This window comes from Rhizobium changzhiense, from assembly GCF_013087625.1.
In the GTDB taxonomy this organism is placed as follows: Bacteria; Pseudomonadota; Alphaproteobacteria; order Rhizobiales; family Rhizobiaceae; genus Rhizobium; species Rhizobium sophorae.
In genome coordinates this window covers 60,731-73,069 of record NZ_JABFCQ010000003.1, presented here as the reverse complement: position 1 = coordinate 73,069, position 12,339 = coordinate 60,731, and the positions used below count along the sequence as shown (strand labels likewise).

Sequence of the window (12,339 nt, the reverse complement as noted above, 5' to 3'; positions counted from 1 at the left end):
ACCCCGGCCCGGCATCACCATCAGCATTCTTCAGCGGGCGCTGTACTTCGCGTCAAGATCGTCCATGGCCTTGACGTTACCGGCAGAGCGGCCGTTCTCGTCGAAGGTCTGGGCCAGAAACGCGTCAGCGATCGACTTTGCAAGCTCCGTTCCGATGACGCGGGCTCCCATGGTGATGATCTGCGCATTGTTGGAAAGCGCGGCACGCTCGGCCGAATAGGTGTCGTGCGTCAGGGCGGCGCGGATGCCCGGAACCTTGTTGGCCGAGATGCACACACCGATGCCGGTGCCGCAAACGAGGATCGCCTTGTCGTAGGTGCCGTCGATGACGCCTGAGGCGACGCGGTCCGAGAGGTTGGCGTAGAAAGGATCGGCACCGGCGCTGGTGCGCGAGACTTCGTAAACGTCGAAGCGCTCTTTCAGATGGTCGGCCAGGATCTTGGCAAGGCCTTCGCCGGCGCTGTCTCCTGCAATGGCAAGCTTCATTGTCTTTCTCCTCAGAGTTTGGCGGCGCATCTGGCCAGGATGTCGAGGTAACCTTCGACATTCCAGGCCGAACGGCCGATGAAGAGCCCGTCGATATGCGGGCTCGAAATCAGTTCTTCGCAGTTCTGCGGGTTGACCGACCCGCCGTAGAGGCAGGGGATCTTCCGGCCCAGCACAGCTTCGGCAACGGCGATGATTTCGGACTGGCGGGCATCCGCATAATCCGCAGTCGCCGGGATGCCCTTCTCGCCGATCGCCCAGACCGGTTCGTAGGCGAGCAGGATTTCGGCGCTTTTCTGGGCGCCCGAAACTTTCGAAAGCGCGCCGCGCACCTGGGTTGCGAGGATGTCGGCAGCCTTTCCGCTTTCGCGGTCGGAAAGCGTCTCGCCAATGCAGATCAGCGGAATGAGGCCGTGGCGAACGGCCGCTTCGGTCTTCAGACCCACAGTCTCGTCGGTCTCTCCAAAATGTTCGCGCCGCTCAGAATGACCGAGCTCGACGAGATCGAGATTGCAGTCCTTCAGCATCACCGGCGAGACTTCGCCGGTCCAGGCACCCTGGTCGGCCCAATGCATGTTCTGGGCGCCGACCTTCACCGAGGTCTTGGCAAGCATCGCCTTGACCTCGCGCACCGCCGTGAAGGGTGGAATCACGAAGCGCTGGATACGCGGGTCGCGCGCGGCATCGGCAGCTTCGAGACCGCGGGCGAAATGCTCGGCTTCAGCAAGCGTCTTGTTCATCTTCCAGCTGGTGCCAATCCAGAAGTGCGGCTTTTCGGTCATGTCGGATCCTGCGTTGATGCGATGGTGAGCGTAATGCCCGCCTGCTCGAATTCCTCCAGGACAGCGGCATCCGGTGCGCTGTCGGTGATAATCGCGTCGAAGTCGGCCAGATCCGCCATAACATGCAGCGCGGTGTGGCCGATGCGCTGATGGTTGACCAGAAGGCAGGTTCTGGTCGACGACGCGATCATCGCCCGTTTGGCACGTACGACGTTATCGTCCATGTGATAGGCGCGCCCGCCGCTGACGGCAGGCGTCGAAATAAAGGCGATGTCGGCTCTCAGGCGTGACAGTGCCTCCTCGGTGACAACACCGAGATAGGCGTTGAATTTGGCCGAGTAGATGCCGCCGAGCGCGATCAGCGTGATGCCGGCTTCGCCTTTCAGCCGCTCCATGATCGCCGCGTTGTTGGTGATCAAGGTCAGCGGCCGCTTCTGCAGCAGCATTTCGCCGAGCACGGCCGCCATGGAGCCGTCATTTACCATCACCGTCATCCCCGGCTCGACCAGTTCCAGCGCGGTCTCAGCCATCGCCAGCTTGGCCTCGTTGCCCTGGCGCTCGCGAATGCGAAAGTCGCTTTCGAACTGCGTTCCGGCGTCAATGGTCGCACCGCCGCGAACCTTGCGCAGGACGCCGGCCTGCTCGAGATCGTCGAGATCGCGATGGATCGTCATCTTTGACACGGTGAAGCGATCGGCAAGGTCGTCAAGATCGACGGTCTTGTTTTCGACGAGCAGGTTGACGATCAACTGCTGCCGCTCTTCCCGCCTCATCCCGATCTCCACCCTCGTTTGATGTTAAGATAACGGAATATGCGTGATAATCAACATTTATTATGTTATTTTGCGATCAAATGTTGTTGTGTTTCCATAGCTACTTCAGCAGCGCCTGCGCGGTTCGTTCGTCAGTGATCAGCCCGAAAAGGCGGCGGCTATTCAGAATTGCCCGGATGGCCGCCACTTTCGACTGTCCGCCCGCCAGCGCCACGAGCCGCTCTTTCTTGGTTTTGGGAAAAGACGCAGACAGCGTGCGCGCCGTCAGCGCGGTGTCGAGGATATGGCCGTCGGCGTCGAAAAAATGTCCGAGGATTTCGCCAACGCCGCCGGCGGCAGCGATGTCGTCGATTTCACCGGGTTCGACCATGCCGGACAAAACCAGCTGCGCCTCGGCATCGACAGTGCCCAGGCCGACGAGCTTCAGATCGGCATTATTGGCAAGATCGAAGACCTCCTTGACGGCACGCTGCGCCTTCAGCACTTCGCGGTCCTCGCCGGTATTGGCGAAAAAGGGAACCGGCATGACATAAGCATGGGTGCCGGTCTTTTCGGCGATGCGATGCATCACGTCATAGGGATTGGCACCGTAGTTTCGTGTCAGGCCGCCAAGCAACGAGACGAAGCGCAGGTTCTTCGCGCTCACCCTCGGCATATATTGGACGGCGGCGGAAAGCGTGCGGCCATGCCCAAGGCCGATGACTGTATTGTCGCCGCGCTCGATCTCGCGCTTGAGATAGCCGGCGCCTGCATGGCCGAGTGCGCGCAGCGGCAAGCCTTCCTCGCCGAGATCGGGTGCGACCTCGCAATATTGAAGCCCGAACCGTTCCGAAAGCCGCATCTCCAGCTCGACGCATTCGACGATATCCCCGTCGATGGTCACTTTGACGACGCCATCGGCGACCGCTCTGGCGATCAGGCGATGGGCCTTTACCGACGGCACGCCGAGGCGGCGCGCAACGTCGGACTGCGTCAGGCCACCGGCATAGTGAAGCCAAGCAGCACGCACGGCAAGCGTATCATCGGCGTCCGTCATCACGGCTCCCTTTCGAAGGTCATGCGGCGATTCCGCCGTATGCAGTGCTGCCTTTTAAAGATCTCCGCCTCAGATGTTCAAGTCGGCGACGCCGGTGTCGATGTGCGGCGCCCAGAAGGCGACGCTTTCGGCGATCTGCGGAATGACCTGGCGATCGTTCGGCTCGCGTTCCTTGAAGGAGAGTTCCAGGCAGATTTCATTGTCCTTCGCCCCACCTTCGGCCAGCGCTTGCAGCAGAGGTGCCGGCTGGATGCGGCCCTTGGCGTTGAATTCGGCGGTAAAGGGCCGGTGCCCGCCCTTGTCCATCAAGCTCTGTTTGATGTGGATGATCGGCGATACCGACGGGACGGCGCGTGCCCAGGCATAGGGGTCGTAGTCGTCGGGATCGGCGGAGGTGATGTCGCCATGATCGATATCCGCCATCATCCACATCGGGATGGCCATTCCGGCGGATGTCAGCCGCTCCTGCAGCGACAGACAGGCGCCGATCGTCTCGCCGAACTCGCGGCCGATGCTCATCGGCTCCCAGAACATGTAGGAGAGGCCTGCGGCGCGCGCATGCTCGGCGACATCGGCCCAACAGTCGATGGCGATCTTGATCAGTTCCTCGCGTCTGACCGGATCGTCGAAGTCCTTATAGGTGAAGATCGCAAATTGCGTGCCGACCGAATGGCCGCCGAGATCGGCGGTGACGTCGGCAAAGGTCTTGAACCAGTCGACGTAGTAGCGGCGCACCTCGGCATCCGGATGTCCGAAATGGTTGAGGCGCCCATAGGGGCCGGTCATGCCCGAGGTAACCCGCACGCCGGTGCGCTTCAGCGCGGCGCTCATCGTGCGCGTCAGGCGGCGGATGACCGGCGCCTGCCAGCTCGGATTGATGAACTCGTGGGTCAACTGGAGGTCGCGGATCCGCAAATCACGCGCAACCGTGTCGATCAGATCGTCTGGGTCGGCGAAGCGGTTCACCAGCGGATTGGTATTGAGCGAAAGGGTCAGCGGCATGGCGGCATCCTTCAGGCGGCGGCAAGGCGGGTGGAAGCAAACCACTCGCCAAAGGCCGCGCGTTCCGCTTCGTTCAGATGGAGGTAATGTTTGGTGCGGCGATAGAGGATGTCCTCGGCCGTCTCGGCCCATTCCGTGGCGACGAGATAGCGGGCCTCGGCCTCATAGAGCTGTCCGCCGAAATGCCGCCCAAGCCCTTCCATGCCTGTCGCGCCGGCAACCACATTCCTGGCGCGGGCGCCATAGAGACGGCCGTAGTGATGCACGAGTTCGCGCGGCATCCAGGGATAGATATCGCGCAGGCTGTTGGCGAAGCTCTCGTAGTCGGCATTCGGAATTTCGCCGCCGGGCAGCGGCGCTTTCTCAGTCCAGTCGCCTCCCATGTTCGGGAAAATGTGCTTGAGGCGCTGCATGCCGCGTTCGGCGAGCTCGCGGAATGTGGTGATCTTGCCACCGAAGACATTGAGCAACGGAGCGCCGCCAGTCTCGTCGAGATCGAAGACATAGTCGCGGGTAACGGCCGACGGGTTGCCCTTGCCATCGTCAAACAGCGGGCGCACGCCGGAGAAGCTGTGCAGCACGTCGTGGCGACGCAGCTTTTCCTTGAAATAGCGATTGACCGCCTTGAGCAGATACTCGATTTCCGTCTCGTCGGCGGCGACATCCTCGGCCCGGCCTTCGTACGCGATATCGGTCGTCCCGATCAGCGCCTTGTCGCCCTCATAGGGATTGATGAAAATGACGCGTTTGTCGTGGTTCTGCACCAGATAGGCATTGGCGCCCGCCCAGAACTTCGGCACGATGATGTGGCTGCCCTTGACGAGGCGGACATTGCGGCCGGAGTTCGAACCAGCGACGCGATTGATGATGTCCATCACCCAGGGGCCGGCGCAGTTCACCAGACATTTGGCACGGAAGGTTCGCGTCTCCCCCGTGGCGTTGCTTTTCGTGACCACGGTCCAACCGCCATTCTGGCGACGGGCCGACACGGCCGGCGAGCGGGTCAGCACCAGAGCGCCGTTTTCCGCTGCGCTGACCGCATTCAAGGTCACGAGGCGGGCGTCGTCGACCCAGCAGTCGGAATATTCAAAGCCGCGTGTGTATTGATCGAGGATCGGCGTGCCTTCCGGGTCGCGGAGCAGGTTGAGCGTCCGGGTCCCGGGCAGCTTCTTGCGGCCGCCGAGATGATCATAGAGAAAGAGGCCGAGCCGCACGAGCCATGCGGGGCGATCCTCAGGGCTGTGCGGCAGGACGAAGCGCATCGGCCAGATGATATGCGGCGCGGCATTGAGCAGCACTTCACGCTCGATCAATGCCTCACGCACCAGGCGGAATTCGTAATATTCGAGGTAACGCAGGCCGCCATGCACCAGCTTGCCCGAGCGCGACGAGGTTCCCTGGGCCAGATCGTCCTTTTCGCACAGCACGACCTTCAGGCCGCGGCCCGCAGCATCGCGTGCTATCCCGGCGCCGTTGATGCCTCCGCCGATGACGAAGAGATCCAGGAGTTCGGGTTCGGTCATGTCATGCTCCTTCGATGCCTGCTGCATCAGAATTACGCGCCCGGTGGCGACGTCGTTGCGGCTTCGGCAAGCTTGTCCCAGGCGGGCGCCATTGCCTGGCGTACATCGGTATAGGCAGAAAAGAGCCGGTCGAACCGGTGGGCCTCGTTGGCATCCGGTGTTTCCGGATCGCCGAGCAGCGGCGTCACCCAGTCGGCAATGCAATCGTCCATGCTGGAATAGACGCCGACAGCCACCGCGGCCATCATCGCCACGCCGGCCGCCCCTGTCTCCTCGCGGCGCGACTGGCGGATCGGTGCGTTGACGGCGGCCGAAAGTGAACGGCGAAGGGCGACGGAGCGTGTTGCCCCGCCGGTAACCCGCAACTCTTCGGGCATCGCGCCCATCGCCGCGTAGCAGTCGCGGGTGGCAAGCCCCAACCCTTCGACCACGCTGCGCAGCAGGTCGGGGAAGCCGTGACGCATCGAAAGCCCGGTGAAGCCCGCGCGCGCATTGGCGTTGACGAAAGGCCCGCGTTCGCCCGCTTCGGAAATATAGGGATGGTAAAGCACCGACCCCGGCCGGCTTTCTGCAAACCAGCCGTCGATGCGCGCAATGAGGTCTGCATGCGAAGCAGGCTTGCCCGCCTCGGCCATCAGATAGGCGGCGACACCAAGGATCCAGTCGATGTTGATCGTGGCGCCCATATTCGTCTGGACCTGAGTGACGATGCCGGGAATGGGCAGGGCGATCACATAGCCGGTGCCCTCACGATTGAGCTGAACGTCGGCAACGGACTTGGCGCGCAAGTGCACGCCGGTCGAGCCGATCGTCGAGCAGGCGGCGTTGCGAGCGCCGCTGCGCACGCCTGCTCCAAGCGCCGTCATCACCATGTCGACATAGCCGAGACAAACCGGCGTTCCGACAAGAAGCCCGCAGGCCTTCGCCGCCTCCGATGTCAGCGGGTGGCTGATCTCGCTGCCGTCGATGATTTCGGGCAGGAGCCCGCGTCTGTGGTCAAGGCCGAGCGCGTCGATCACGACGGCATCATACTGGCGTGTTCTGAAATTGCCGAAGGTGAAACTTGCCTCCGATGGATCGGTTGCTCGCGCGCCTGTGAGGTTGAGATAGAGCCAGTCCTTGCAGTGCAGCGCCGCCTCCGCCCGATCGAGAAGATCCGGCGTGAAGCGGTCCATATGGGCGAGTTGCGCGCCCTGCTGGCAAGTGTTGAGGCCGGTGCCTGTTGCCTCGAAGCGGGCACGATTCTGCGTTCCGCCGGCGAGCGAGTTGACTGTCGGCGCGGCGCGCGCGTCGAGCCACAGCCAGGCATCGGCAACCGGCCTATTGCCGCGGCCGACCAGCCAGGTGCCGTCGCCCTGTCCGGTGACGGCGATGGCTGCGGTGCGGGACGCAAGATCAGGGACTTTTTCGCCAAGGCCACGCAACGCGCTGGCGCAATCGAGCCAGGTCTGATCCAGCGACTGCGTTGCCGAGCCATCGTCTCCGGTGGCGTATCGGTTGCGAACGGAAGCCGTGGCGATCTGGCGTCCGGACAGATCGAAGGCGACAGCCTTGATGACCGAGGTGCCGGCGTCTATCCCAATGATGATGTTCTGGGTCGATGTCATCGCAGGCCTATCTCGCCACCATCGCAAGCGCCGCGGCGGGCAATACGCGCAACAAATTCATCCGAAGTCCTCCCGATCCCTAAACTCTCTGGGATGATGCATCCGGCTGCCAACGTCGGTCCTTTCACGGATGACGGCAAGCGCGCCGCCGTTGGCAAATCCCAGATTTGGCGCGCAGCCGAAACCTCCCTAGCTTCACTCGAAAAGATAACATAAAGATACCATATTGCCAGTAAGATTTTTCTAGCGATGTAATTTTTTTCATTTAAAATAGAAGAGTGAGGAGTTTGCTTCCGCCCCACCGCGCCATCAGCGGGCGGCATCAAAAGCCGCAGCGTGCGCAATGTTCAATCTGTGAGATATTGCATTCAAAACAGACAGATGGCGCCAACGCTCGGTAGAATGACAAGTGTGAAAGCGTCTGCATTTTCTACCCCTTTTTGCTGCAGTGCAGCGTGATAAACAAGATGTGAGGTCGTGCATTTCAGTCGAGTTACCGCGAAAGTGCCGTTGACAGCTTATAAAATATATAACATCATTTACGACATAAATAACATACTTCTATCACGGAAGTGCGCTTCCTGATGGAGAATGCAGGCCCAGGCGGTTGGAGGAGACAGCCGCCGGTCTTGTTGAGGAGGCTTCCAATGCGAATTTTCGTCCAGAGTTGCGCTCTTGCGAGCGGTCCGCCGGCTTCTGTTCCGGTGCGACGCAATGCTTCAGCGCGCCTGCGATCATCATCGCGCTAGCCTTCTCCACCTCGCCATTCCAAGCCAAAGGCCGTCCGGACATGAGTACCTCGCCCGATTATCCAGCATCAAAGCCGAGCAGCGGCAATCGCACGCTCCTTGTCAGCGCGGCGTTGGCGGCCATCGTCGTTGCGGCGATCGTGTTCGATACGACGGTCGTCAGGATCGGTTCCGAAAACGATGTCCGGCAGCAGGCATTCTCTCCGGAAACCTTCGGCGCCGAGCAGTTCCCGAAGATCAAGGCGAATGTCGAGGAGCGGGCCGTTGCGGCGGCCGATCTCGCGGCTGCCATTGCTGCCGACAAGAAGGCGGCGGCCGAGAAATACGGTACCGCGACGAGCACCGGACCGGTCATTCCCGTCACGCTGACCGGCGTTTTCGGCGCCCGCAAGTCGAACACCAACGAAATGAAGATCGATGGGTTGCCTCCCGAGACGGTGGTCCGTGTCCAGACCGGCCCTGCGGTCAACGGCACGGACCTCCGCGATGCAACCGGCACCATCGAATTCGGCCAGTTTACCAACCAGATCCAGTATCAGGATGCCGGCTCGGCCATCAATAACGAGATGAAGAAGGCGGTTTTCGCGAGCCTGGATGCTGACGCTCTGGACGGAAAGCAGGCGACCGTCGTCGGCGTCTTCAAGCTCATCAACCCGAAGAACTGGCTCGTCACGCCGGTGAAGGTCGAGCTCAAATGAACCAGCCGCAACGCAGCAACGGGGTGAAAGGCGAGGTCGTCCTCGCGGCCCGCAATATCGCAAAATCCTACGGTAGCGTTCACGCCCTCAAGGGAGTGAACTTCGACATCCATCGCGGCCAGGTCACAACGCTGTTCGGGGAGAATGGCGCGGGCAAGTCGACCTTGATGAAGATCCTTTCGGGTGTCGCGCAGCCAAGCTCCGGCGAGATCATTCTCGACGGCTCGCCGATCAGCTTTACCTCGTCGACCCATGCCCGCGAGTGCGGGATCTCCATTATTCACCAGGAGCTCAGCCTCGCCCCCAATCTCAGTGTGCGCGACAATATTTTCATGGGTCGGGAGATCATCAAGGGCGGTGTCGTCGACTTCGCTGAAGAGGCGCGTCAGACCCGCGCGCTGATGGAGGAACTCGAGGAAGACATCGATCCGCTGACGCGCGTCGAGGATCTTCGCCTCGGCCAGCAGCAGATCGTCGAGATTGCACGGGCGCTCTCCGTCAATTCGCGCATCCTGATCATGGACGAGCCGACCTCGGCGCTGAGCGCGACCGAGGTGGAAGTGCTCTTCAAGGTCATCCACGACCTGACGAGCCGAGGCGTGTCGATCGTCTACATCTCGCATCATCTGGAAGAGGCGCTGCAGATCACCAATCACGCCGTCGTTCTGCGCGACGGAAACATGACGGCCTATGCCGAGCGTAAGGATATCGATCTCGAGTGGATCGTCCGCAACATGGTCGGCGAGAATTTCGACCTCGGCAGCCCGCCGGAAGGTCACCCGTTCGGAAACGTGTCGCTTTCCATCGAAAATCTCAGTGTCCCCGGCCCCTCCGGCGCTGCCTATAATGCAGTCGATCGTCTGTCTCTCAAGGTGCGTGCCGGGGAGATCGTCTGCATCTACGGGCTGATGGGCGCCGGACGCACGGAACTACTCGAGTGTGTTGCCGGACGTCTGCGCGCAAGTGGCGGACAGGTTCTGCTCGAAGGACAGGACGTCAGTGGGCTCAGCATCGCCGGGCGCATTGCCAGCGGTCTCGTGCTCGTGCCCGAAGATCGCCAGCGCGACGGTCTCGTCCAGACGATGACGGTCGGCTCCAATCTGTCGCTTGCGAGTATCCGCGCTTTCACCAAAGGGCTTTTCACCTCCGGCCATCGGGAGCGCGATCTCGTCAATGATGCGATCCGGCGGGTGCATGTGAAAACCGATGGCGGTGCAGCTTCGATCGGCTCGCTCTCCGGCGGCAACCAGCAGAAGGTCGTCATCGGCAAGATGCTGGCAACCCAGCCGAAGGTCATCCTGCTCGATGAGCCAAGCCGCGGCATCGACATCGGCGCCAAGGCGGAAGTTTTCAAATTGCTCGCGGAGCGCGCCAAGCAGGGATTGGCGGTCATCTATTCGACGTCCGAAGTCAACGAATGCCTGAGCATCGCGCACCGCATCATCGTCATGCATCGCGGCAGGATATCGGCCGAGTTCGGCTCGCATGTCACCAAGGAAAAGATCATGGCCGCCTCCGGCGAAGCCGTGGTCGCGCACTAGCCTGGATTATGGAGCACTGATTATGTCAGTCACGAACATCACCGAAAAGAAATCAGTTTCCAGTGGGCAGAAGCGCAATACCAATATCGTGCGTCTCATTCTGGAGGGCCGGGCCTTCTTCGCGCTGATTGTCATCATCGCGGTTTTCTCGTTCCTGTCGCCCTATTACTTCACGCTGAACAACTTCCTGATCATGGCGTCGCACGTCGCGATCTTCGGCATTCTGGCGATCGGCATGCTGCTCGTCATCCTGAATGGCGGCATCGACCTTTCGGTCGGCTCGACGCTTGGGCTTGCAGGCTGCATCGCCGGTTTCCTGATGCAGGGCGTCACGCTCACCTATTTCGGCGTCATCCTCTATCCGCCGGTCTGGGCCGTCGTCGTCATCACATGTGCGCTGGGTGCGCTGGTCGGTGCGGTCAATGGCGTGCTGATCGCCTATCTCAAGGTGCCGGCCTTCGTCGCCTCGCTCGGCGTGCTCTACGTGGCCCGCGGTATCGCGCTCTTGATGACCAACGGCCTGACCTACAACAATCTCGGTGGCCGTCCGGAACTCGGCAATACCGGCTTCGACTGGCTCGGCTTCAACCGGCTCGCAGGCATTCCGATCGGCGTCATCGTGCTTGCGGTTCTCGCGATCATTTGCGGCATCGTGCTGAGCCGTACCGCCTTCGGCCGCTGGCTCTACGCCTCAGGCGGTAACGAGCGGGCCGCCGACCTCTCCGGCGTCCCGGTCAAGCGCGTGAAGATCATCGTCTATGTGCTTTCGGGTGTCTGCGCTGCGATCGCCGGCCTGGTCCTCTCCTCGCAGCTGACCTCCGCCGGTCCGACGGCAGGCACAACCTACGAACTGACGGCGATCGCAGCCGTGGTCATCGGCGGCGCGGCGCTGACCGGCGGCCGCGGTACGGTCCGCGGCACCATGCTCGGCGCCTTCGTTATCGGCTTCCTTTCGGACGGCCTCGTGATCATTGGCGTCTCGGCCTACTGGCAGACCGTATTCACCGGCGCTGTGATCGTTCTCGCCGTCCTTATGAACAGCATCCAATACGGCCGCCGGGTCAAATCGTCCTGACGGCTGAGACCGAAACTTATCCACGACGGCAGGCTGGAGTCCAGGAAAGCCGATTGGGGAAAGCAACGCCGGATCACCGGCAATAACTGAGCTCACGAATGGGAGAGAGACTATGTTTAAGAAAGGCATGCGCATACTTCTGGCCGCTGCGGCCGTAGCACCGCTTCTTGCAAGCTCGGCTTGGGCAGCGGGCATGATGACGATCATCGTCAACGATCCGTCGAATCCCTATTGGCTGACGGAAGGCAATGTCGCCAAGGCAACCGCGGAAAAGCTGGGCTACACGGCCTCGGTCAACGCCCACAAGGGTGACACCAATACCGAAAGCAACCTGATCGATACGGCGATCACCAACAAATCGGTGGCGATCATCCTCGACCCGGCAAACGCCGACGGTTCCGTCGGAGCGGTCAAGAAGGCCGTTGCTGCCGGCATCCCGGTCATCCTCGTCAACGCCGAAATCAACCAGGAAGGCCTGGCCAAGGCGCAGCTTGTTTCCAACAACGCACAGGGTGCCGCCCTCGGCGCGCAGCAATGGGTCGAAGCGATCGGCGACAAGGGCAACTATGCCGAACTCTTCGGCGCTCCGTCCGACAACAACGCGGCAACGCGTTCGAATGGCTACGAGACTGTCCTTTCGCAGTATCCGGATCTGAAGAAGGTCGCCAAGGAAGTTGCCAACTGGGACCGCACCCAGGGCCACAACAAGATGCAGTCCATGCTGCAGGCCAACCCGGATATCGTCGGCGTCATCTCGGGCAATGACGAAATGGCGCTCGGTGCGATCGCCGCGCTCAAGGAAGCTGGCAAGCTCGCCAATGTGAAGGTCGGCGGCTTCGACGGTTCGCCGGATGCCGTTGCCGCCATCAAGGCGGGCGAACTCCAATACACCGTCCTCCAACCGGTTGCCGTCTTCTCCGAAGAAGCCGTCAAGCAGGCCGACAACCTGATCAAGACGGGTAACACGGGCGCCAAGAGCGAAAAACAGCTCTTCGATTGCCTGTTGATCACCAAGGACAACATCGACAAGTACACCGGCCCGTTCGTTCTGGCGCAGTAAACGGAAG

At 61.4% G+C, this 12,339-nt stretch carries 11 protein-coding genes; 4 read left to right on the top strand and 7 right to left on the bottom strand.

What is annotated here, in order from left to right:
• Positions 1-30 precede the first annotated feature (30 nt).
• The 7 genes from derI to G9X68_RS15455 form a co-directional block, all read right to left on the bottom strand.
• Entirely contained in the window at positions 31-486 is a 456-nt protein-coding gene (gene derI / locus G9X68_RS15485) for a D-erythrulose-4-phosphate isomerase (protein WP_017996196.1), read from the bottom strand.
• 11 nt (positions 487-497) lie between these two features.
• Positions 498-1,268 (bottom strand): triose-phosphate isomerase, encoded by a 771-nt coding sequence (locus tag G9X68_RS15480; protein WP_171603138.1) that lies wholly within the window; start codon positions 1,266-1,268, stop codon positions 498-500.
• A complete protein-coding gene (locus G9X68_RS15475) occupies positions 1,265-2,041 on the bottom strand; it encodes a DeoR/GlpR family DNA-binding transcription regulator (RefSeq protein ID WP_003562480.1) in 777 nt (258 codons plus the stop codon). Before G9X68_RS15475 ends, G9X68_RS15480 begins: the two co-directional genes overlap by 4 nt.
• Positions 2,042-2,141: 100 nt before the next feature.
• Positions 2,142-3,077: a sugar-binding transcriptional regulator gene (locus G9X68_RS15470; protein WP_007637081.1), complete on the bottom strand. Its 936-nt coding sequence runs from the start codon at positions 3,075-3,077 to the stop codon at positions 2,142-2,144.
• A 69-nt stretch (positions 3,078-3,146) separates the two neighbouring features.
• Positions 3,147-4,079 carry a sugar phosphate isomerase/epimerase family protein gene (locus G9X68_RS15465; RefSeq protein WP_171603137.1) on the bottom strand — a complete coding sequence of 311 codons (933 nt, stop codon included), beginning with the start codon at positions 4,077-4,079 and terminating at the stop codon, positions 3,147-3,149.
• Positions 4,080-4,090: 11 nt separating this feature from the next.
• Positions 4,091-5,602, bottom strand: coding sequence for a glycerol-3-phosphate dehydrogenase (locus G9X68_RS15460; RefSeq protein WP_171603136.1), 1,512 nt, complete (start codon positions 5,600-5,602; stop codon positions 4,091-4,093).
• 32 nt (positions 5,603-5,634) lie between these two features.
• The gene (locus G9X68_RS15455; RefSeq protein WP_171603135.1) at positions 5,635-7,209 is read right to left on the bottom strand and encodes an FGGY-family carbohydrate kinase; all 1,575 of its coding nucleotides are present in this window, start codon (positions 7,207-7,209) and stop codon (positions 5,635-5,637) included.
• A gap of 790 nt (positions 7,210-7,999) precedes the next feature.
• Between G9X68_RS15455 and G9X68_RS15450 the strand changes: the two genes are divergently transcribed.
• The 4 genes from G9X68_RS15450 (at position 8,000) to G9X68_RS15435 (ending at position 12,332) form a co-directional block, all read left to right on the top strand.
• Positions 8,000-8,656, top strand: a complete 657-nt coding sequence (locus G9X68_RS15450) for a DUF2291 domain-containing protein (protein WP_171603134.1) — start codon at positions 8,000-8,002, stop codon at positions 8,654-8,656.
• Positions 8,653-10,197, top strand: coding sequence for a sugar ABC transporter ATP-binding protein (locus G9X68_RS15445; protein ID WP_171603133.1), 1,545 nt, complete (start codon positions 8,653-8,655; stop codon positions 10,195-10,197). The genes G9X68_RS15450 and G9X68_RS15445 overlap by 4 nt, the downstream gene beginning before the upstream one ends.
• 22 nt (positions 10,198-10,219) lie before the next feature.
• Positions 10,220-11,272: an ABC transporter permease gene (locus tag G9X68_RS15440; protein WP_138388934.1), complete on the top strand. Its 1,053-nt coding sequence runs from the start codon at positions 10,220-10,222 to the stop codon at positions 11,270-11,272.
• A gap of 112 nt (positions 11,273-11,384) precedes the next feature.
• Positions 11,385-12,332 (top strand): D-ribose ABC transporter substrate-binding protein, encoded by a 948-nt coding sequence (locus G9X68_RS15435; protein WP_003550839.1) that lies wholly within the window; start codon positions 11,385-11,387, stop codon positions 12,330-12,332.
• Positions 12,333-12,339: the final 7 nt, after the last annotated feature.

Coding starts and splice junctions, on each gene's coding strand:
- derI (WP_017996196.1), bottom strand. CDS start 486: ATGAAGCTTGCCATTGCAGGAGACAGCGCCGGCGAAGGCCTTGCCAAG.
- G9X68_RS15480 (WP_171603138.1), bottom strand. CDS start 1,268: ATGACCGAAAAGCCGCACTTCTGGATTGGCACCAGCTGGAAGATGAAC.
- G9X68_RS15475 (WP_003562480.1), bottom strand. CDS start 2,041: ATGAGGCGGGAAGAGCGGCAGCAGTTGATCGTCAACCTGCTCGTCGAA.
- G9X68_RS15470 (WP_007637081.1), bottom strand. CDS start 3,077: ATGACGGACGCCGATGATACGCTTGCCGTGCGTGCTGCTTGGCTTCAC.
- G9X68_RS15465 (WP_171603137.1), bottom strand. CDS start 4,079: ATGCCGCTGACCCTTTCGCTCAATACCAATCCGCTGGTGAACCGCTTC.
- G9X68_RS15460 (WP_171603136.1), bottom strand. CDS start 5,602: ATGACCGAACCCGAACTCCTGGATCTCTTCGTCATCGGCGGAGGCATC.
- G9X68_RS15455 (WP_171603135.1), bottom strand. CDS start 7,209: ATGACATCGACCCAGAACATCATCATTGGGATAGACGCCGGCACCTCG.
- G9X68_RS15450 (WP_171603134.1), top strand. CDS start 8,000: ATGAGTACCTCGCCCGATTATCCAGCATCAAAGCCGAGCAGCGGCAAT.
- G9X68_RS15445 (WP_171603133.1), top strand. CDS start 8,653: ATGAACCAGCCGCAACGCAGCAACGGGGTGAAAGGCGAGGTCGTCCTC.
- G9X68_RS15440 (WP_138388934.1), top strand. CDS start 10,220: ATGTCAGTCACGAACATCACCGAAAAGAAATCAGTTTCCAGTGGGCAG.
- G9X68_RS15435 (WP_003550839.1), top strand. CDS start 11,385: ATGTTTAAGAAAGGCATGCGCATACTTCTGGCCGCTGCGGCCGTAGCA.